The 21,587-nt window shown below is 48.2% G+C and carries 19 protein-coding genes; 8 read left to right on the top strand and 11 right to left on the bottom strand.

Annotated elements, in window-relative coordinates:
- Positions 1 to 193 precede the first annotated feature (193 nt).
- The 4 genes from ACR8BL_RS14550 to ACR8BL_RS14535 form a co-directional block, all read right to left on the bottom strand.
- Positions 194 to 844, bottom strand: a complete 651-nt coding sequence (locus tag ACR8BL_RS14550) for an amino acid ABC transporter permease (protein WP_434748336.1) — start codon at positions 842 to 844, stop codon at positions 194 to 196.
- A 200-nt stretch (positions 845 to 1,044) separates the two neighbouring features.
- Entirely contained in the window at positions 1,045 to 1,767 is a 723-nt protein-coding gene (locus tag ACR8BL_RS14545) for an amino acid ABC transporter permease (RefSeq protein ID WP_434748335.1), read from the bottom strand.
- A gap of 185 nt (positions 1,768 to 1,952) precedes the next feature.
- The gene (locus ACR8BL_RS14540) at positions 1,953 to 2,789 is read right to left on the bottom strand and encodes an ABC transporter substrate-binding protein (protein WP_434748334.1); all 837 of its coding nucleotides are present in this window, start codon (positions 2,787 to 2,789) and stop codon (positions 1,953 to 1,955) included.
- Between the two features lie 207 nt (positions 2,790 to 2,996).
- On the bottom strand, positions 2,997 to 3,731 hold the full coding sequence (locus ACR8BL_RS14535) for an amino acid ABC transporter ATP-binding protein (RefSeq protein ID WP_434748333.1): 735 nt from the start codon (positions 3,729 to 3,731) through the stop codon (positions 2,997 to 2,999).
- Positions 3,732 to 4,147: 416 nt separating this feature from the next.
- On the opposite strand from ACR8BL_RS14535, the gene ACR8BL_RS14530 reads away from it, so the two are divergent.
- On the top strand, positions 4,148 to 5,761 hold the full coding sequence (locus ACR8BL_RS14530) for a glycoside hydrolase family 28 protein (protein ID WP_434748332.1): 1,614 nt from the start codon (positions 4,148 to 4,150) through the stop codon (positions 5,759 to 5,761).
- 196 nt (positions 5,762 to 5,957) lie between these two features.
- Here the strand turns inward: ACR8BL_RS14530 and ACR8BL_RS14525 are convergent, their stop codons facing one another.
- Entirely contained in the window at positions 5,958 to 6,809 is an 852-nt protein-coding gene (locus tag ACR8BL_RS14525; protein WP_434748331.1) for an AraC family transcriptional regulator, read from the bottom strand.
- A 278-nt stretch (positions 6,810 to 7,087) separates the two neighbouring features.
- Between ACR8BL_RS14525 and ACR8BL_RS14520 the strand changes: the two genes are divergently transcribed.
- Entirely contained in the window at positions 7,088 to 7,546 is a 459-nt protein-coding gene (locus ACR8BL_RS14520; RefSeq protein WP_434748330.1) for a cupin domain-containing protein, read from the top strand.
- Positions 7,547 to 7,773: 227 nt separating this feature from the next.
- Here ACR8BL_RS14520 and ACR8BL_RS14515 read toward each other — a convergent pair whose 3' ends face one another.
- Entirely contained in the window at positions 7,774 to 8,601 is an 828-nt protein-coding gene (locus ACR8BL_RS14515) for an aldo/keto reductase (RefSeq protein WP_434748329.1), read from the bottom strand.
- A 403-nt stretch (positions 8,602 to 9,004) separates the two neighbouring features.
- Here ACR8BL_RS14515 and ACR8BL_RS14510 point away from each other — a divergent pair, with 403 nt between their 5' ends.
- The 4 genes from ACR8BL_RS14510 to ACR8BL_RS14495 all read left to right on the top strand — a co-directional run bounded on the left by ACR8BL_RS14510 (position 9,005) and on the right by ACR8BL_RS14495 (position 12,610).
- On the top strand, positions 9,005 to 10,261 hold the full coding sequence (locus ACR8BL_RS14510; protein ID WP_434748328.1) for a DUF445 domain-containing protein: 1,257 nt from the start codon (positions 9,005 to 9,007) through the stop codon (positions 10,259 to 10,261).
- Positions 10,262 to 10,573: 312 nt separating this feature from the next.
- On the top strand, positions 10,574 to 10,915 hold the full coding sequence (locus ACR8BL_RS14505; RefSeq protein WP_434748327.1) for a hypothetical protein: 342 nt from the start codon (positions 10,574 to 10,576) through the stop codon (positions 10,913 to 10,915).
- A gap of 16 nt (positions 10,916 to 10,931) precedes the next feature.
- A complete protein-coding gene (locus ACR8BL_RS14500; protein ID WP_434748326.1) occupies positions 10,932 to 12,269 on the top strand; it encodes a lipase family protein in 1,338 nt (445 codons plus the stop codon).
- Between the two features lie 68 nt (positions 12,270 to 12,337).
- On the top strand, positions 12,338 to 12,610 hold the full coding sequence (locus tag ACR8BL_RS14495) for a hypothetical protein (protein ID WP_090918837.1): 273 nt from the start codon (positions 12,338 to 12,340) through the stop codon (positions 12,608 to 12,610).
- 189 nt (positions 12,611 to 12,799) lie between these two features.
- Here ACR8BL_RS14495 and ACR8BL_RS14490 read toward each other — a convergent pair whose 3' ends face one another.
- The 4 genes from ACR8BL_RS14490 to ACR8BL_RS14475 all read right to left on the bottom strand — a co-directional run bounded on the left by ACR8BL_RS14490 (position 12,800) and on the right by ACR8BL_RS14475 (position 17,136).
- Positions 12,800 to 13,603 (bottom strand): YcnI family copper-binding membrane protein, encoded by an 804-nt coding sequence (locus ACR8BL_RS14490; protein WP_434756360.1) that lies wholly within the window; start codon positions 13,601 to 13,603, stop codon positions 12,800 to 12,802.
- Positions 13,604 to 13,666: 63 nt separating this feature from the next.
- On the bottom strand, positions 13,667 to 15,382 hold the full coding sequence (locus ACR8BL_RS14485; protein ID WP_434748323.1) for a copper resistance protein CopC: 1,716 nt from the start codon (positions 15,380 to 15,382) through the stop codon (positions 13,667 to 13,669).
- A 265-nt stretch (positions 15,383 to 15,647) separates the two neighbouring features.
- Entirely contained in the window at positions 15,648 to 16,304 is a 657-nt protein-coding gene (locus ACR8BL_RS14480; RefSeq protein ID WP_434748322.1) for a response regulator, read from the bottom strand.
- A 1-nt stretch (position 16,305) separates the two neighbouring features.
- Entirely contained in the window at positions 16,306 to 17,136 is an 831-nt protein-coding gene (locus tag ACR8BL_RS14475) for a sensor histidine kinase (protein ID WP_434748321.1), read from the bottom strand.
- A 338-nt stretch (positions 17,137 to 17,474) separates the two neighbouring features.
- Here ACR8BL_RS14475 and ACR8BL_RS14470 point away from each other — a divergent pair, with 338 nt between their 5' ends.
- A complete protein-coding gene (locus ACR8BL_RS14470; RefSeq protein ID WP_090918827.1) occupies positions 17,475 to 17,663 on the top strand; it encodes a hypothetical protein in 189 nt (62 codons plus the stop codon).
- 178 nt (positions 17,664 to 17,841) lie between these two features.
- Positions 17,842 to 19,401 (top strand): IS1182 family transposase, encoded by a 1,560-nt coding sequence (locus tag ACR8BL_RS14465; RefSeq protein ID WP_434748320.1) that lies wholly within the window; start codon positions 17,842 to 17,844, stop codon positions 19,399 to 19,401.
- A gap of 105 nt (positions 19,402 to 19,506) precedes the next feature.
- Here ACR8BL_RS14465 and ACR8BL_RS14460 read toward each other — a convergent pair whose 3' ends face one another.
- Positions 19,507 to 21,339: a bifunctional diguanylate cyclase/phosphohydrolase gene (locus ACR8BL_RS14460; protein WP_434748319.1), complete on the bottom strand. Its 1,833-nt coding sequence runs from the start codon at positions 21,337 to 21,339 to the stop codon at positions 19,507 to 19,509.
- Positions 21,340 to 21,587: the final 248 nt, after the last annotated feature.

Here is a 21,587-nt window from a genome sequence, read left to right as displayed (position 1 = left end):
CATCTGAGATCGTTAGAATTCAAAAGCTCCAATTCCACGAAAAATGTGGAACTGGAGCATTGGAAACTAAACCAATGAACCACTTAAAATAGCATGTAACCTCTCATACACTTAAAATCGCGTGTATTCTCTTACGCAAATAAGCTCTCCCTATATCCCCTTCTGCACTTAAAGCGTCCACTATATGTCCTCCCTAGTTCATTCGTGCCTCAAGTCTTCTGGCAACGATCGAGAGGGAGTAGTTGATGATGAAATACAGTACAGCAGCGAGCATCAACGCCGGGATAATGTAATCGAAGCTTTGACCACCGAGGATTTGCACATTGCGCATCAGCTCTGGCAAGGAGATGATGATCGCCAGCGACGTATCCTTCAGCAGTGAGATGAATTGGCTGACCATGGGCGGAGACATGCGGCGTAGTGCCTGTGGCATAATGATGCCGATAAGTGTCTGCATGTAGCTTAGGCCAGAGGAACGGGCGGCTTCCACCTGACCACGTTCTACAGATTTAAGGCCGCTTCGCACGATTTCAGCGATCATGGCGCCTTCAAACAAACTCAGTCCTACAACCGTGGACCAGAAGGGTGGCATTTTAATACCAAGCTGTGGCAACACGATATGGATAAAAAAGATGATGAGCAGCAGCGGCAAGTTACGAATAGTATCTACGATGACCGCCACAATCTGGGAGAGGACGGGGATTCGTGTAAATCGTATGGTACCGAGCAGTGTGCCCAGCACAAAGCTGAACACAATGGATAAGCCCGCGACTTGCAGGGTTACCCAAAATCCTTGCAGCAGAAAACGAAGGTTAGGCCATTCATAGGCCCCGCTAAAGTCCATACATCCGATGCCTCCTTCGGTGAGCGATATATGTTTCATATGTGTAATACATAAGCCGAGTGCTATAGACAAGCGAAGCTGTAAAGAGAGAATGTAAAGAGAATACAACGGGTCTTCAAAGAGATGAATGAACCATTACTGCCGGGTAAAAGATCAGAGGTTCATCTAAAACTCATCCCAAACCTATCTGAATACCTGCCCTACATCGTAACCTGCCCGGCGGGTTTGTTTTTCTTCGGTTTGCCTTTGGGCTTGCGTGCCTCTGCATCACTCTGTCCAAATCTGCGTTCCATATAATGCACCAGTAAGCTGAGTGGTAAGGTCAGCGTTAGATAGAATAGGGCAACAATGGTGTATACACTTAGCGGCTGGAATGTATCCGAGTTCACGATGTCGGCAAAATACATCAAGTCCATACCGGCCACAACCGCCAGAATGGAAGAGTTCTTGACCAGATTGATAAACTGATTGCCAATGGAGGGCAGGACAATTTTGATCGCCTGAGGCAGAATAATCAAGTTCATGGCCTGTACATAAGACAGTCCGGAGGATCGAGCAGCCTCCAGCTGTCCGCGAGGTACAGTTTGAATGCCTGCTCGAATCGCTTCTGCAATGAACACAGCCGTGTAGATCGTCAGTCCCAGTGTGCCTGCGACAAATCCATCCAGAGAAATGCCAAGCGCAGGTAGTCCAAGATAGAAAAAGAACACCACCAGGAGCAGTGGAATGTTGCGGATAAACTCAACAAAAGCGGCACCGAACCAGTTCAACGGCTTGATCGGAGAGATCCGAAAGATCGCCAGAATGGCCCCCAACACAAAGCTGCCAATCAGGGCTATAACGCTCACTTGAATCGTATTCAGAAATCCTTCAATAAACCGGTCGGAGTGCTTGAACAGTACGCTGAAATCCAATGTGCCCATATACAAGAGCCCCCGTTCTCCAGGTGTGAAAATAAAACAACAGCGCATCTGCTGCATGCGAAGCTCGCATACGGCAGATGCTTGAAGTGCATAGTTGCATGTAACTTCTTCGGTTCATCAAGGCCTATAATATTCCTCGCAATAAGCCTGAACACCGCACGTCTTCAACAGATGTGTGCTACACGTTACTCAGGCTTGCTGCCTAGCCACTTCTCATGTAGTGTGTCATACTCACCGCTATCCTTCAGATCTTTCAGCAACTTGTTCACTTCTTCTGCAAAAGCCGTATCACCTTTACGGATTGCCATACCATAAGGCTCGCTTGTGAAATTACCGCCAACCAGCTTGTAGTTGTTGTCCGTCTGTTGCATGCCGATAAGAATGATATTGTCGGTCGTCAGCGCCTCACCTTTGCCAGCTTTCAGCGCGGTAAATGCATCCTGGTAATTATCAAACTCCAACACCTCGGCCTTAGGCGCCTTCTCGCGAATGTTCTGGGCGGACGTGGAGCCTTTCACCGCAAGCACCTTCACACCGTCCAGGCTCTCCAGCCCGGTGATGGCACTGTCATTTTTCACCAGCAAGGACTGTCCTGCCTCGAAGTACACATCACTGAAATCCACTTGCTCTTTCCGCTCATCCGTGATGGTCATTGTGGCAATAATGATGTCGATATCTCCGTTTTGCAGCATCGGAATCCGTGTTTTGGATGTCACTTCTTTCAGCTCAACCTTGGTTTCATCTCCGAGAATCTGCTTGGCAAGCGCCTTGGCTATATCGATATCAAAGCCTTCCACATCCCCGCTTGCCGGGTCTTTGAGTCCAAATAACTTCGTGTCGTACTTCACACCAGCAAGAAGCTTGCCGCGCTCCTTAATCCGCTCAATCGTTCCTTTTGCTTCCGCGTCGCCCCCGCCGCTCGTTGCGGGCGTGTCTGTACCCGTGTTACAGCCAGACAATATAAGTGATAGCATAAGCACCAACATTAACGTTAAAGACGGGAACTTCATTTTGTTTTTCATCAATTTAAGACCCCTTTCAAAATGTGGAGTGAGAATAGATGATTTGAATTAACGTCTGAGTGAGATATGGCTTTTATTTGTAGAATCAGCCTTTCAGTTGTCTTTAGTTGCTTCATGGTGGTGGTTGTGATGTAAGTTCAGGAGTGGTGGTTTCAGATAAGCCTGGTGAGTTAGCTAGTTCTGAATTTAAGTGAAACAACGATGAGGCTAATGATGGATCAGGCGGCTAAGGAACTGTTGTGCTCTTTCTTCTCGGGGGTTGTCAAAAAAGGATGTTGCGGGCGCCTCTTCTATGATTCGGCCCTCATCCATGAAAATCACACGGTCTGCCACCTCGCGGGCAAAGCCCATCTCATGGGTAACAACAACCATCGTCATGCCGTTGTGTGCGAGAGAGCGCATCACATCAAGGACTTCTCCGATCATCTCCGGATCAAGGGCAGAGGTAGGTTCGTCAAAAAGCATAATCTTGGGTTCCATCGCAAGTCCTCTCGCAATGGCTACACGCTGCTGCTGTCCACCGGACAACTGGGAAGGGTAACTGTCTGCTTTATCAGCAATGCCAACTCGCTCCAGATATTTCATGGCTGTTGCTGCTGCCTGAGCTTTGGGTTGTTTGCGCACCTTAATGGGTGCGAGGGTAATGTTATCGATGACTTTTTTGTGGGGATACAGATTGAAATGTTGAAATACCATGCCGATGTCACGGCGGACAAGGTTGATGTCCACCTTTTTCTGATGCAGGGGAATGCCACTGACGACGAGTTCGCCCTCACTAATGGTCTCCAGACGGTTAATACAGCGGAGCAGTGTACTTTTGCCAGAGCCTGAAGGCCCGACAATAACGACGACTTCTCCTTCTTCGATGCGAAGATGAATATCCTTGAGGACATGGAAATGACCGAAATGCTTTTGGACACTTTTAAATTCAATCAAGAACATACACCCTTTCTGCGATAGAAAATAAAAGGAATAAAAAGGTATTATTGCAAAGTAGTTATTTAATCATACATAGACATCCTCCTAATAGCAATTAGTCTGTAATAAAACATGACATAAGTAATGGGTTGTATAGGGCTATAGCCCAAAATTACGTTATATATATGTTAGATAGATAAAATTCTTGTGACGAATGCTGACAAAAAAATGAATCGATATTCCTAGTTTATTTACAATGACTGGAATTGATGTATAACGTATACTAAAAATGGTGACCTGTTTTTATCAATTGTATAAGAAAATGAAATAACAAATAACATCAAGTTCACCCTCTACATGGCAAAAAAGCTTAACCCGTCACTATAGTGCCATTGATATGATGAAACGAGAGAACCACAGTAGAGAGGATGATTTCGTACATGAATATATACCACTCCCCAATATCTGCAGGGTCAGCCAGTGCTGCTGAGCTTCAAGCTTACGAAGTGGATCTGCCCGTCATTCCGGGAAAAGATTTTTATATTACGGAGTATGGTGCCGCTGGAAATGGTATCACCGATAATACTGAGGCATTCCGGCTGGCTATTGCGGCGTGTGCAGACGCAGGTGGAGGCCGAATTGTCATTCCCGCCGGGGTATGGCTCACTGGGCCTATTGTGCTTCGTAGTCAGATCGAACTACATGTGCAAGCTGGGGCGCTGGTAACCTTCAGTCAGGACTTTAACAAGTATCCGCTCATCGCATCCACCTTTGAGGGCTGGCAGGTCGTACGCTGTCAATCTCCAATTGATGCAGATGGACTTGAAGATATTGCGATTACGGGTGAAGGGATCTGGGATGGGGGTGGTGAAGCCTGGCGTCCGGTTAAACGTTCCAAGATGACAGCCACCCAGTGGAAACGATTGCTTGCCACAGGTGGTGTTGTAGAAACGTCCGGCTCAGAGGAACAGATCTGGTGGCCTTCCCAATCTGCGATGGATGGCGGGGCAATTGCCGAGAAGCTCTACCTGGAAAAGGTAACTGATATCAATGCACATGAAGATATCCGTGATTTCCTGCGACCGAACATGGTCAGCTTACGCCAGTGCAGACGGGTTCTGCTGGAGGGGCCTACATTCCAGAACTCACCGGCCTGGAACCTGCATCCTTGGGCATGTGAGCATGTGACCATTCGTAAGGTAAATGTACGTAACCCGTGGTTCTCCCAGAATGGAGATGGACTGGATATTGAATCCTGTCGTCATGTTCTGGTGGAACAGAGCATATTTGATGTTGGTGACGATGCAATCTGTATGAAATCAGGCAAAGATGCTGAGGGGCGTGAACTGGGGCTGCCATCGGAGTACGTTACGATTCGGGATTGCACGGTATACCATGGTCATGGCGGTTTTGTGATCGGAAGTGAGATGTCCGGCGGTGTACGGCATGTACGGGTAACAGATTGTACATTTATCGGTACGGATATCGGTCTGCGTTTCAAGAGTGCACGCGGACGCGGCGGTGTTGTAGAAGACATTCAGATTGAGCGTATCTATATGAAGGATATCATTATGGAAGCCATTTCGTTTTCCTTTTTCTATGCCAATCAGGAGGGATCTGCCCGAGGTGGGGATCTGGCCAAAGAGGTCAGCGAAGAGACACCGATCTTCCGGGATATTCGCATCTCGGATGTGGTCTGCGCAGGTGCCGATAGCGCACTGTTTGTCAGTGGTCTGCCGGAGATGCCTCTGGATAGCGTGAGTATTGAACGTTACAGCGTAGAAGCTCGTACAGGTATCCAGTGTGCTCAGGCGAAACATTTGCAGATTACGGGGCTGCAGGCACAGATTACCGAAGGTCCGCTAATTCATCTTCACAATTGCAAAGGCGCAGCGCTAGAGGACATTCATGGTGTGGGAGCGAATGGGAAGTTGCTGATGGTCACAGGGCATGAATCTGCAGGTATCGTATGCCGGGAAAGCGATGCAGATACCGAAGGGCGGCAGATATCTGTGAGTCCCGAGGTTCGGAGTGGCGTCATCATTCGTAGATAAAAGGTGCTTGATGTTCATGGCATGGGATAGTTCCAGCAGCTTTAGTGGCAAAAGAAGTAGGTAACTGTAGTAGGGCAGTCATGTATCCAGTCGTCGTTGCTTTCACCCAGAGTAGAAAGCAACCATTTTGGACTGGATCACGGCTGCCCTCCCGGTTTTGTATATAGTAAGCACAGGGCATGGCAGCATGTGGATTTCATCGATTCTCTTTGCGATAACGTAGCGGTGTTGTGCCTGTGACTTGTTTAAAGGTTTTGTTAAAATGAGCGGTATGCTCGAATCCTACCTTCTCTGCAATAAATTGAACACGTTCCTGGGTCGAAAGCAACCTTCTCTGTGCCTCGCGAACTCGAACGACACGTAAGTATTCGCTGAATCGAAATCCGGTAAGTCGGCTGAACATTCGGCTCAGATAAGAAGGGCTGATATAGAAACGGGCTGCTGCACCTTCTAATGTGAGCGGTTCGGTATAGTTTTTATTTACATATGTTACAATCTCACTGATCTTGTCCTGCATCGGGTGTAATGAACCTGGACTAGATTCCCGGATAACCTCCTGTGCCCGATGAATATGGATGAGAAGCTGGGCCAGCAGACTACGTACAGCGACCTCATAATGAGTGCGCCGCTCCTTGCATTCCTGTAACATCTGCCATAGTATGCGTTCAACCTCAGGCTGGTCTGACTCAGGGAGACGAAGCAGGCTGGAGCATTCGAAAGGCAGCAGACCGCAGATGCCTAGCTCCATACCCGTGGCAAAAGCAGGAGAGAAACCAATGAGAATCCGTTCGAAGCCAGGTTTGCTTCCTTTGGAAGTCGTGTGCACATCATGCGGGTTGATGAGAACCAGGTCTCCCTTTCGTGCAGGCAGAATCTGTCCATTCATGGAGTATACACGTTCACCTTCAAGCAGGTAGTATAATTCGTAAAAGGGATGAGCATGTGGCTGTGGCATTGCGCTTCCGTCATGTCTTCGCATATGTTCTATGGTAAAGGCATGATCCCCAATCCGATACTTCGGTCCAATCCGATCTTCAATGAGACTCATTATGCAACTCCTCTCTACTTCAGGCCTCGCGTTGATATCCATATCATAACGGAAAGTTGATATTTTTGTAAACGCTATCATTAAGGGCGAGATTGGTTTCTGGATAAATACGATATCATTGGTTCGAGATAAAACAAATGACGGAAACGGGTGGACTACTAGAAGATTGTCTGGTTGTAAAGGTGACAAAACGGAAATGTTGTTTTAGAGTAAGGAGAGCGAGGTAAGCTCCAGTTGGGAGCATCCCCGAATATGAGTTGGAAGGAAGGAAACAGGTTATGACAACACATGAATTATCACCGCTCGTAGCTGCGCTGGATATGCAGCCTCACGTTGAAGGTGGTTGGTATAAGGAAGTTTGGAAGGCATCGTATCAAATCCCGCAATCCGTTTTGCCGGATGCCTACTCGGGGCCACGTTTCTCAGCAAGTTCAACGTATTTCCTGCTGCATGCTCATGAAGTTTCCGAGTGGCACACGGTGCTTTCGGATGAGTTGTGGTTATGGCACAGCGGCAGTCCAATTGAACTGAAATTGGGCGGCAATGGCGAGAATCCGGAGAATGAGCAAGTGTTGATTCTCGGTATGGATATCGCTGCGGGACAATCTCCGCAGGTGCTTGTTCCTGCAGGGGTATGGCAGACGGCACGTCCACTGGGCGATGAGCCGGTACTGGTCACTTGTGTCGTTGCACCGGGCTTCCACTTTGATGATTTCAAGCTGGTGTCCAAAGGCTAAACTTATGTTTAACAGTCTAAATTGGAATAACCGATCCAGATGCTTTAACATCTGGATCGGTTTTTTTTGAGTACTCTTCTTTCTTGTTTTTATATCGCCGTGATGTTCATTGTGAATGTTCAGTAGGTTGCTGGCTTTAAAGCAACGAATCCTGTGACTATAACCGGCACAGAACCATACCAAAACACCCGCTCTCCAGAAACGAAGGCGGGTGTAGTTAAATTATGTTAGAAATTAAAATTGTCCGGATCGGAACCGAATCGTTTATTCTCGTTCAGGCCGTTGATCTGTTCGATTTCCTCAGCGGTTAACTCGAAATCATACAGTTCGGTATTGGCATGAATGCGCTCAGGGGTTACGGATTTCGGAATGGTCACGATGCCGTTCTGCAGATCCCAGCGCAGAATGACTTGTGCGGGAGACTTGCCGTACTTGGCAGCGATATTCTGGAGCAGGGCATGCTCCATCAGATTACCTTGTCCAAGCGGAGACCAGGCTTCAATCTGAATCTCGTGTTTACTGCAATAATCGCGTAGCTCCTTTTGGGTCAGGAGCGGATGAAGCTCTACTTGATTGACTGCGGGTTTTATAGTGGCATCCATCATGAGGTCTTCCAGATGATGAATCTGGAAGTTGCTCACGCCGATGGCGCGGATACGGCCTTCCTTATGGAGCTTTTCCAGTGCTCTCCAGGTGTCTTTATATTTGCCTTTGACAGGCCAGTGGATCAGATAAAGATCGAGATATTCAAGTTCCAGACGTTGCATGCTCTCTTCGAAGGCTGCAAGTGTACTCTCGTAGCCCTGATCACTGTTCCATACTTTTGTTGTAATAAACAAATCCTCACGAGCAATGCCAGATTCACGAATCCCTTGGGCGACACCGGATTCGTTGTTATATACTTTCGCGGTATCGATGCTGCGGTATCCAGCGTTTATCGCTGTTTTGACGGCATCTACCACCTCAGCTCCGTCTTTCACTTTGAATACGCCAAATCCAAGCCATGGCATTTTGACTCCATTGTTAAGTGTGGTTGTGTCCTGAACGTGTTTCATGATCTGTCATTCCTCCTCTGATTCTTCGGTTCAATATGAAGTTATTACCCTGAGATTGGGCAGCTAATCGGTTGCTAACAGGATGTCACACCCATTATACTAAAGTTTTCCTCGCTTTGGATAAGCATGGGGAAGCTCCCGCGTGAAAAGCCCCTGTTTGATCCTTTTTCGAAAGGCGCAGGTTTGGTTTTGACGCTTGTGGGTGATAAGATGAAGTATACGAAAAACGAACGATACATATCAAAAATAGTGATCCTTGTTAACGGCCTTGAGAGGATACGGTCAGTCGAATCTTATCCTAACCATGGAGTCGTATGTTTTACATCATTCAAACCCAATAATGCACGGTTATATCATATGACCACTTGAGCCGTGCGATTAACAATAAAGGAGCAAGATAATCATGGCTAAACCTAAACAAACCAAAACGGCAGCAGCCTGGTCTCTCGTGATCATGGGAGCGGGTTTTGCAGCATCATTGCCATTTCAAGGGGTACCCGTGGGTAAACTCTTGGTGGGTTCATTTGAAGCGGGGCTGGTGGGTGGACTAGCGGACTGGTTTGCGGTAACTGCACTGTTCCGCCATCCGCTTGGCATTCCGATTCCCCATACGGCGTTGCTGCCGAAGAACCGGGATAAGATGACGGAAGGTCTTGTCTCGGCTGTCGAGAATAATCTGCTTAACAAGGATAGCATTACGGAGAAAATTGCTGGCTTCAAAGCTGCCGAGACTGTTCTGGATACGCTAGGACGGGAACTGCATAGTGACGGCATCAAAACGATGATTGATACGCTGTGTAAACGAATCTTGGCAGGGCTACCGCTGGAGCAGATCGCTCCAATCGTTGCCAAAGAGATCAAGTCCCAGGCAGGTGCATTTGACCTTGGGCCGATCCTGGAACGGGCTGCTGTACAGGTGACAGAGCGAGGGTATGATGCCCAGGCTTTGGATTATGCATTGAAGCAGGCGGAGGAGTGGCTGGTGAAGCCAGAAACCGTTCTGTTCCTGGGTGATAGCGGCATGAAGGCGATCAGCGGTATCCAAATGAATGGACTCATGCAATTTGCGATGAATGCGTTCATGGGTTATTTGAATGAAGAACGTCTCGGCGGCATTATTCAAGGGTATCTTTTTGACCGGGTAGAGGATATGAAAAGGGAAGGCAGTGCACTTCGTTACAAAGTACTAAGCACCCTGCACACACAGGCCATGCGACTTGCTGTGAACGAAGCTGTGCAGGATGGCCTGAACGGCTGGAAAAATAACCTGCTGGATGGCTGGGACGCTGAGGAGACAGTACTCAACAAACTCACAGAGCTGCGGGATAAAGCGCTGGCGGCGATGAAGGATGGCCGTTATGTGGATGCGTATGCACTGCCTGCCATTGAAAATGTTCTGGCGGATCTGCGAGCGGATGAAAGGTTAATGGCAAGCATGAATGCCAAGATTGTGGAAGGTGTCACCACACTGTTGGAGAAAAATCACTCCAAAATCGGGAATCTCGTACGCGAAAATGTAGATAAAATGGATAATGCTTCACTCATCTCAATGATCGAAGATAAAGTGGGTCAGGATCTGCAATGGATTCGGATCAACGGTGCGGTGACCGGGTTTATTATCGGGGTCGCGCTGACTGCGCTGCGGATGGTGCTCGAATAAAGGGTAGGGCGAGTTTCATGGCGAACAAATCAGGCTTTCTTTTTGACACCGGAAGGTGTTGGGAAGAAAGTTTTTTTGTTTGGAGATGGAAAAAGTTAGGGCTTGGGTGATACAACGGTCTTAGAAGCGGGTAATATACACCCAAATATAGGCATGAATCATCTAGGAAAATAGTTTCAGGAAAACGCTCCTGTGAGCCGATGTGCCTTATGTTGATTTTGTACTATGATGCATGTAACAGGTGAGGGGGGCGCTCTTTACTTACATAGGTTTAAGCAAAAAGGGGGAATCGCTATTCCGCGCACAAGAGGGATGAAAAGTTTATTCGCACTGATGATGGTGTTCACTATATTGCTGGGAGGGTGTCAGAAGATGACCGAGAGTGAGAAGCAGGCGTTGTACCAGGAGGCTGAGAAGGTTGTGGTACAGCACTTTAAAGAAAAGTTTGATCTGGATGTAGTGGTCACAAGCAAGGAACTGCTGCCTGAGATGGCGATGTCGCAGATTGGACTTAAAGGGCATGTGAAGGACCATGAGGATCAGAACTTTGGCATTTCATACGACTACAAGAAAAAAATCACCAAAAATCTCGTGATCAGTCCTGAGCTCGAGGAAGTCATTACAGCTAAAGGACATGATCCATACGCCAAATAAAAGGGAGGTGCACTGATTGAGTAACGGTAGGAACATCGATGATGAAACATATAAAACCCTGTCGGAGTTAGCTTATCAGGATCAAAAGGCAGGTGACCGCCTGACAGAGCTCCCCGGCTGGCAAGTGCTGGAGGGCACAGAGAGTAATAAACTTTCCGGCTTCGATGCCGTGACGTTCTACAATCCGGAGACGAAGGAAGCAGTTATTGCCTATCGGGGAACGGAAGGTAGTGCCTCTTTGGACCGTTCCGTACCTGACTTTGTGATGGATGCGCGCATCGGGGGCGGAGAGTTGATCCGTAAAGGGCAACAAGACACGGCACGATTTGTAGACAGCCTGACACCGGATTGGCTCGACAAAGGCGTTCAGAATATCAAAGACTCCACAGGTATTTCCAAAGTGGAGAGCTGGGCAGGTGATCGGGTAGCGGACGCACAAAACTGGGCTGGCGATCGAGCCAAGGATATCGAGAAGACGATCTCCCCTACGGGCTGGGCTAACCAGATGTATCAATCCGAGGATTATGCGAATCGTATGAAAGACAAGTACGGTGACTTGAACTTCTCGCTGACAGGACACTCTCTTGGCGGTGGGGATGCACAATATGCATCCGCTTATACAGGTATTCCTGCGGTTACATTCAGTGCACCGTCAGTTATGGGCAACTTGACTCCTGAGATGCGTCGGCGGGTTGAGGCGGGTGAACTCGACGGCCAAGTCATCAATTATGCCAATCCGGGCGATCTGGTCGCTAGCGGAACGTTAGGCGGATATGATCGTCACGTAGGCTCTACGTATTATATTGACTCCAATTACGCAGATGCGAATGATGGCGTAAGTCTGATTGATAAAGTGAGTGATACATTCGGTGGGAAAAACTATCATAGCCTTGATCGGTATGACTTCAAGAATGGTTATATCTCCAACGATTTATATGATCCGATCACGGGCGAGCGAGTTCGATATTCACCGAGGCTTATGGAGAATCTGGGACCTCTGAGCAAAGCTGTAGGCCCGATGGGACTAAGGGGCGGTGCAGGAAGAGGTGCGGCTGTAGCGCTGGGATCTGGCCTGATTCAGGTTACCCCGGAAGAGCTGAAAAGTGTGGCTTCCCGTTGGAAACAAAATGCCCAGCAGTGCAATGCCGAGTTGAATCAGGTGCGGACACGTATGGCTCAATATTTGCATACAAGCCGCAGCCGCAGACTGGAGCCTATTGTGACTCACTTGGATGCATCCATCCAGGAGCTGAGTACATGGCATATGAAGCATACGAGCCAGTTCCTGAACTTTATTGAGGAAAAGGCAGAAGCCTTCCGGCAAGCGGATGAAAGCCCGGTTCATTTTAACTAATGATAAGTGACAGGCTGGAGAAATGAGCATTCATGGTGAGACATGCACTGAGGGGGAGGGATACATCAATGAGCGGACAATTGCTGGTGGAACTGAACGACTTGCGGATTGCGGAGAAGGAGCTGTCACAGCTGCTGGTGCGCATGCAAGCAGATGAACAGGAGGCAAGGGCGCTGTACAGCCGTCTGAATGACTGGAAAGGACAATCTGCGGATCATACGAGACAGCAGATTGAAGAGTTCTTCGCAGGCCTCGCCAAGCGTATCCAATCGATTGAGATGCAGAAGAAAAGTCTGATCCAGTATATCGAATTTATGATTCAAACGGATCAGCAGCGTTAAAGGACAGCACAGTGCCATATTGCGGATGGCACGTATGCTGGACGAGGCAAATCATCTGGATTCAGGATATGAGTTAACCAAAAAAGGAGTTTGCAGCATGGACGGGGTTATCCCGTTTGCGGCAAACTCCTTTTTATATCTTATTAAGATCCTTTACCTCTGGTCACCCCAGGGCAGGCAAAATACGGATTAACGTTTTTTGCGGCGAGTAGCCAGTGCAATGCCCAGGAAGGACATGATTAGGGCCAAAATGGATACGATCAACGTTGCTTGTTGCAGCTTCAAGGTTCCTGCATCGGAATCCGTGTTATTGGGTTGACCTGTCACCGTATCGGAAAGCGCGTCTCCGAGAGTGGTATCATCATTTCCTTTTTTGCCATCCGTTGCAGTGTCAGCCGTTTTGTCACCTGTCGCGGTACCTGCTGTACCTGCGCTGTCATGCCCATTACTTGCTGCACCTGCATTATGGTGGTCACCGCCAGCTGCGGCATTACCAGTAGCCGTGGGGTCTTCACTGATTGTGGTGATACTGTGTGGCGAATTTGCGCCTGGCTGGCCTGTCCATTCGACAATGCTGCCATCGCTGTAATATTGGAATGCATCCCATGCTACTTCTGCTTCGGTTTTTGGGTTCTGTGCTACGAAGTTAAACTGTTGGAATTGTCCAGCTGTAATCCCCTGATTATCTCCATCAATCTCCCAAGTAATGGAGGTTACATCGTTGGAGTCGTTCTTCTCGGTTGTGATCTTCCATCCAACAAGTGGTTGATATTGCTTGAATGCAATACCCTCTGGAATTTTAAGTGTGATTTTGGTCGTTGGCAGTTCTTTCTCAGACGGTATTTTAATGGTGTACGTCTGCCATGCACTGGTCTGTGCAACGGACGGATTCACTGTGACGTGAGCGCTGGCCAACCCGGAGAACAGCAGGAATGCTGCTGCACTTGTTGCCATAGCGGATGTTAATTTGGATACCCATGATGTCTTTTTCAAAATCAATAACCCCTCTCATTCTTATGTCCATTTTTTTGAAAACAATTCTATAAAGATAACATGCTACGGCTTCGCAGCCTCAATCTCGAACTCGGCATCCAAGGCATCAAGTGAGCTTGTCAGCGCATGTACTTTGATGTTCCACTTGCCGGGCATGGAGATGTAGTCCTCTGCTTTATATATGCCCGTATCATTCTTTGGAATGGTGATCTCATAGATACCCATATCCATATCCAGGTGAGTCAGTGACAACGTCACCTGTTCCAGATTTTTGACTACACTGCCATGGGCTCGTTTGATGCTGACTTCAAACTGATTCTCCCCCGTTACATTTGGACTTACCTGAAGAGAAATCACTGAGCCATCTTCTGTTGACTGTGTACCCTGATAGGGACCTACCGTGGCTGGTTGGCCAGGAGACAGATGTGTCAGTACAGCTGCCAGTGCAAGAATGATGGCACCTGTAGCGAGTTCAGCCTTTAAGCTTCGGGACAACCGGTCGCCCGAAGCTGCTCTTGCTCGTCTGGCATGAATCATGGCGAATACAACCATTACAACAAGCAGTAGAATTTTGCCAATCAGAACCAGGCCGTATGCTGTTGTGAATAAGGAGTTCAGCAGCGGATCGGGCAGGATAACCAGACTGCTGTAGATACCCGTAGCGACCAGAACGGCTACAGCACCAATCCCCCAAGCGGTGAATCTCCTTATCGCAGCCCAGTAGACCTCACCTCGCAGTTTCGCGGGTAATCGGTCGGTGAGCGGTGGCAGGCACACCGCCATAGCGGTGAGAGCCCCAATCCAGAATGCGGCAGCGACCAGGTGTACAAAGTCCATCGTGACGGCTAACACACGCTGCTCCGCAGCAGCAGGATGTCCTGTCATGGCATGGGTAAGCAGCCAGCCTAGCGCAAGTAGCAATGATCCGTAAGACGACCAGATGCGCACACGTATGGATCGATCCAGATCATAGCCGGATAGAAGAGTGACGGCGAGGAGCATGGCAATTAGCATCTGCAGCATCCAAATCTGTCCGAAAGAGGTCAGCTTAAGTGCACTGCCTATTAGAGCCCAACTGAATTCGCCGAGAGTCACACCTGACTCATAGAGTGTGTTCAGGGGGAGGCTGATCAGTGCGGCAAAAGAGGCGGCAGCATAGCTAATCCAGAGCAGCTTGTAACTGCCCGGTGCGTCCATAGGTTCCCGTAGTAACGAAGCAGGTGCAATTCGCAGTAGCAGGAAGGCTAGTGTACCCAAAATAATAGACAGACCAAGATACTGTATCCAGTCCGTGAATGACACGATCCATTTCAGCGGACCACCGGTTGCACCCGAACCGGATGCCAAATCTTTCAAACCGGCAGGTGCACCGGAAGGTTCACCGATATGGAACACATATGCTCCAGATATGGGATGACCATCGGCAGATACAGCCTTCCAGTTGACGGCATACGTCCCGTCTGCAAGGCCGGGTTTCAGACCGGTTTCCAGAATGTGCGGACGTTTTGAGTCAATCTGCACGTTACCATCACCAGCTTGATTGCCGTCAGGCCCGGTAATTTTAATATCATAAAAGGCCGTCTGCAGCGATTCATTAAACTCCAGCGTTAACCGCTGTGGTGCGGTCACGAGTAGTTCATTTTCTTCCGGCGATGCCTTTACAACATAAGCATGGGCAGACGCCCATTGCGGCGTCCCGAGACAAAACACCAGCAGCAGGCTGGTGAGTAGCACCCAGTGACGTTTGCTCCATCGCAGGGTTAAGTTTCTTACATTCAAAAAATCATCACCCTCGGGTTATAGATTTACAGTTTCCATGATTCATCGTTCACGCATAATCTATACCATTATAACTTTGTCCAAAATGAAGGCGTATGACTACATTGGGCTATAAAAAACCATGGATTACTGCATATTTGTGACAAATACTTGAAATGATGCTCTGTGGAGTAACGCGCTATAACATAGCGCATATCCTGATGACTCACTTCGTGATAGAATTTGCAATTTGCTTGGAAATAAGTCAGATGCCTGGAAAGTGATGTTATTTACGAGCCTTGCGTCCCGCAAGCCCGCTCTCCAATGCGTAGCGGGTGAGCTGTACCCGATTATCCAGTTGCAGCTTCTGTAGAATGTTCTTCAGATGGTTCTTAACGGTCTGATCCGAGATCCCTAGCTGTTCCGCAATTTCGCGATTGGTATATCCGGCAGATACCCATTGCAGAATCTCCAACTCACGGGTGGTTAACGGGTTTTCCTGCACATCCTCACTACGAGGGGCGGGGAATTCCTGCAAAATCCGGTACGCCAGCTCCTTGCTGAGAGGTGCGTCGTCACTCACAATGGCCCGAAGATATTCTAGCCATGTGGAAGGGGACAAATTTTTGCGCAGATAACCCTGAGCCCCTTGCTTCAATGCTTCAAAGAGGTAGGTGACATCATCCGATACGGTAACCATCACAATAATGACGTACGGAAAACGAAGTTTGATCTGCCGTGTGGCTTCCAGTCCATCCATATCCGGCATTTGCACATCCATGAGAATCAGGTCAGGCATCCATTGCTCCGTTAACTCGAGTGCTTCCTGCCCATTCTTTGCCGTGCCAATGACTTCAAACAGGCTATCTTCGGATAAAATAGTGCAAATCGCCTCACGCGCATGCGCGTGGTCGTCCACAACCAATACACGTACCAGTTCCATATTAGATTCGCTCCTTTCTAATTGTCATCCGTGTATAACCTGGTTTGGAATTCAGGAGGAATTCCCATCCCATCTGCTCTGCTCGTTCCTTCGTAATTCGCAAGCCGTAACGATCCTTGAGCAGCATAGGGTCTCCTTGAATTCCTATGCCATTGTCACAGACATGAACAGACCAATGAGAGGCATCATGTTCTGCGTGAACTTCTACCTTGGTTGCCTGGGCATGTTTGCGTACGTTGAGCAGTGCTTCCCGAATACAGGCCAGCAGCTCCACTTGCTCTTTGGCTGAGAAGGAAACCTCGGTCAGATTCCATTCCAAGTTTGCTTCCGGAACGGTATCGTTTATGATCGACTCAACCTGGGCTTGCAAGGCAATCGCTTCGGGATCAGCTGCTGGCGAAGGCACGTAACGCAACTGGGCAATGGCTTGTCTAACATATGTATTCACTTCATGCACCGTTTTTTGGATCTCGCGGATATCCTGCTCATGGTTGGTGCCGGCGAGGCTACGTCCGGCTTTGTCTGTCTTAACCGAAAGCAGGAACAGGGACTGTGAAATACCATCATGCAGTTCCCGTGCAAGCTGGTCGCGGGCTTCGAGCGCCGTCTTGGATGCTCGCTCCTGTTCCAGCGCGGCCCTCGCCCCTTCCAGCATACGGAACAAACGGCTAAGTAGCGTCACACTGACGAGATAAACGATCACAGGTGTCAGCCAGTTTCCGGCATCCATCGATAGATAAGGCATCAGAAACTGGTGGCGAATATATTCCCACAATCCCACGGTGATGGTGGGGATCAGCAGGATCATCCATTTAATCTGTTTGTAGGACATATATGCATAACTCCTTTTAAGTAAATTTGTCATCGTCGTGTGTCGTGCGTCGTGTGAGATGCTTCCTTCAATTGATCACCGGAATGGGTTACAGGGATCATTATAACGCAACCTTGTCCAAGACCCTAGTCCAAGCTGTATCCAGGAAATGGGGGAGCATCGTGGAGTATTTAGAAGGATATCTAAGAACACAGAGGGGTGAAATGCTGTCATGCTAGGTGAGGCTTGATGTGCTCTGCTCAGGAGGGCTCTGCCCGTTTTCGCTATGAGGCAGGGTCCTCTATACTTATATAGAACGCAAAATCATTACAAAACATGTTAAGGAGTGACGCAACAACATGAGTCAAGAAGTATTGGAACGTCGCAGTGAATTGCTCAAGAAGAACATTCACCAGATGCTTGTTCAAGACAATCAGCACGGGATCAGTCGCCAAGACAACATGTTTTTGCAGCAGATGATCAAAGAGCTGCATCAGACCTCGCATGAACTGAATACGATGAGTAACGAAGAGTCCTCTCAGGACTGAATTGGGTTGGATGCAGCTAGTTACGAATCGAATGACGATGAAAATGAAATTGGGGGCTGTCCCATAAGTCGTAAAAAAACTTGGGATAGCCCCATTCTCCAAAATTATGCAACAAAAAGAAACCGTTCCTTGGTAAAATGGAAGTGCGACCCACCATTTACAAAAGGAGACGGTTTCTTTGTACATTCAATATACCATGGATCAACTTTTCTTGCCAATGGATCTAGAGACAGATATCCCCGAAAATCACCTCGTGCGTGTCGTAAACGAGGCAGTTCATCGCCTTAGCGACTCCCTTTTCTCCGCCGCATACCCTGGTGGTGGCCGTCATAGCTATCATCCTAAAATGCTTACCAAAATCATCATCTACGCCTACACCCAGCGCATCTATTCTTCCCGGCAAATCGCCAAGGCGGTTCGCGAAAATATCATGTTCATGTGGCTCGCCGGGCGACAGCAACCAGACTTCCGTACCATCAATCGCTTTCGTTCCGAGCGGATGAAAGAGGTCTTGGAAACCGTGTTTACCCGTGTTTTGGAGTTGCTGGTTCAAGAACAATATGTATCATTAGATCACTATTTTCTGGACGGAACCAAGCTTGAAGCGAGTGCGAATCGCTACACCTTTGTATGGAAAAAAGCTGTCGTCAAGCATCAAGCCAAGCTGCAAGAAAAAGTACATACCCTGTTTCAAGCCATCGAAGAGGCAGAACACGAAGAGGATGCCGCCCATACTGGGGCCGACCTGCCTGAACTTGGTGAAGCCTCGGCGCTCACGGCGGAAAAGCTAGAGCAAGCCGTGAAGCACTTAGAAGAAAAACTCAGCGAAAAACCCAAGGACAAAACGCTGAAGAAAGCGGTGTGCCAGTTGCGGAAGGACTTGCTGCCTCGGCTGCAAAAATATGAGCATCAGCTTCAAACTGCGGGTGAGCGGAACAGCTACAGCAAAACTGACCCGGATGCGACGTTTATGCGAATGAAAGAAGATCACATGCAGAATGGTCAATTGAAGCCTGGATACAATGTACAGATCGGAACAGAAAATCAGTTTGTTTTGGGCTACAGCGTACACCAGCGGCCCACGGATACCAAATGCCTGAAACCCCATCTGGATCATCTGGAAAAAACGCTAGGCCGAAGACCGAAGACCGTCATTGCCGATGCAGGGTATGGTAGTGAGGAAAATTACAGTTATCTGGAGGAAAAAAACATTCAGGGTATCGTGAAGTACGGGACATATCACAAGGAAAAAACAAGGGCTTTTCAGCGAGCTATGGATAAAGTAGACAACTGGAGTTACAACGAAACGTCAGATACGTGGACCTGTGCGGCTGGACAGATATTACATTTTCGCGTGGAACGTCGGACAGTGACGGAGAGCGGCTACCCGATTCGCACCCGTCATTACCTGAGCGAAGATTGTAGCCAGTGCCCCATGAAATCGACATGCACCAAGGCGCAAGGAGATCGGGAAATTGCTATAAGCCTGACCTACCTGCGGCAAAAAAATGAGATGCGAGAACGCCTGCGCAGCGAGGAAGGATATCGTCTTTCCGTTCAGCGCATGATCGAGCCTGAAAGCGTGTTTGGACACATGAAAAACAATCGGGGATTCCGAAGATTCCTGCTTCGCGGCTTGCAAAAAGTAAGCTTGGAGGTCGGGTGGCTTTGCCTTGCCCATAATCTGCTCAAAAAAGCGACAATGGCGGAAAAACGTAAACGAGACCAAGCAGGATGAACCCCTGCTTGGTCTCGTTTGGACGTATCGGTGTTCATTCTCTTCACCGATGTTCGTTTTAAAGGCTTTTGAGACAGCCCCTTTGGCGTTTACACACAGATTGCACTACTGCAATAGTTGATGGGCGGTCCTTTTCTCAATATAACGGATGAACATCTCCGCAAGTTCCGGGTCAAACTGTGAGCCTGAACAAGCCCACAACTCCTGTATGGCTTCATCCACGTTTTTGGTCTTCTGGTACGGTCGCTCGGTGGTCATGGCATCAAAGGAGTCGATCACAGTCAGCATCCGGCACAGCTTCGGAATTTCATCACCTTTCAGGCCATAGGGGTATCCTTGACCATCATATCGCTCATGATGCAGTTCAATATACGGGATCAGATCCGCGAAGCGATCATTCGTCATCACCATTTTCTTGCCCCAGGTCACATGGCCTTTAATCGTATCCCATTCCTCACATGTTAACTTTTCTCTTTTGTTCAGGATAGACCAGGGGATCTCCAGTTTGCCAATATCATGGATCAGCGCTCCGAGTACAAAACGTCGTTTCTCTACATTATCCAACCTGAGCACTTCGCTGATATCAAGCGCGTATTTGTAGACCCGTTTGGAATGTTTGAACGTATCCATATCCTTGTACTGGAACAGGTTCAACTGCTGTTCAATGTCGCGGACATCCTGAACCAGATCGATTTCGTGCTCCATGCCGTCATTGCTGCCGTGGCGATGAACGTTGTTTTTACCCTGCTTTTTGGCATAATAGAGCGCTTTGTCAGCCTGATCCACCAGTTGAGACTTGTTATACATATCCACCTGATACGAAGCAATCCCGGCCGAAAAAGAGAGACAGCCATGCGGCAATACCTCGACGCCTTCAAAAGGGGTATCATTCAGCTGTTTACGTAACTTGTTCATAAATCTGTAGGACTCATCCAGATCCATGCCTGGCATTAGCAGTGTGAATTCTTCACCACCGTATCGAAAAGCGGTAACCGGTGTGCCATCGGTCTTGCGAGTGAGAAAATCCCCGAGCAGCGCCAGTAGGCTGTCCCCCTGAAGATGACCAAATTGATCGTTATACTTTTTGAAATCATCAATATCAAGCAGCCCCAGACAGAGCGGAGTTCCTTGCGTACGTGCTTTGATCAGCTCCGTTTCCAGCATAGTCTCAAAATAACTGTGGTTGAACAAACCTGTACGCTGGTCTGAATTCGCCTTCTCTTCGATGGACTGATACATAATGAACAGCTGCTTGAACGCATGGGACAACAGAATGCTGAGACTCAGATATAAAAATAGACCTAGCACGCCGTTATGTATTACCAGTATGGTGAGCACCAGCGCCAGAATAAGTGTACACAGATAGACCAGAAGGGATTCGGTTACGAATGCCCGTTTCATCTGCTGCAGTGCATCCTTGGTTGAGAAATGAAAGAACAAACCCAATGTGAGCGTGTTAATAATAAAATAGGCTGCCAGAGCTGCAACATAAGGGAACAGGTTGTAACCATCAATCGCGCCCATCTCGCCACCGGTCCACTCGAACACTTTAGCAGCCCCGGTAATCATGAGACTGTATATGCTGAAATTAACGACGTGTTTCCACCAGGCCAACTTGCGGTCTTTAATTAACAAAATGATGGAAATCGGAAGCAAGACCGACAGACTGAATGCCCCGCCAAACATAAATATGCATGCAAGGTACACAGAGGAATCCATCGATTGCTGGTTGCCCTTAGGGGGGATCTGGAATGTAAAATAGTCGAGGATAAGCGCAGCTCCCAGCATGGTATAGACCATGACCCAGTCGGATGTAGTCAGGTGTAAGTAGGACCACTGGTTCATATAGATAAAAACGCCAATCCCTGTGCAGCATAGCAAACTAACATACATCATGCTTCGATCTGCTTTGCGGATAAGGTTACGAATAATGTTCATAAAAAATCTCCTGCTTGGGTTTAGTCATCTCGTGATGTTAGATATAAACAAATGTTACGGCACCACTTCTCTCGTTGACATGTGAATGCTCGTCGCCTTTATCTTGGTTATTCTTGTATAGGTATATACTAACATGTTTTCTAACATAACAAGAATCGCTCCCATAAATCCAGCAACAAAAAACAGGCCGCTCGCAGCCTGTTTGTCTGGTGTGGCAGCAGAATTTAACCGCCAAGCTTGTATCCCGA

The sequence above is a fragment of the Paenibacillus amylolyticus genome, assembly GCF_051136285.1.
GTDB classification, from domain to species: Bacteria; Bacillota; Bacilli; order Paenibacillales; family Paenibacillaceae; genus Paenibacillus; species Paenibacillus amylolyticus_F.
Note: the sequence above shows the minus strand (reverse complement) of the source record. Positions and strands in the feature narration are given on the sequence as shown.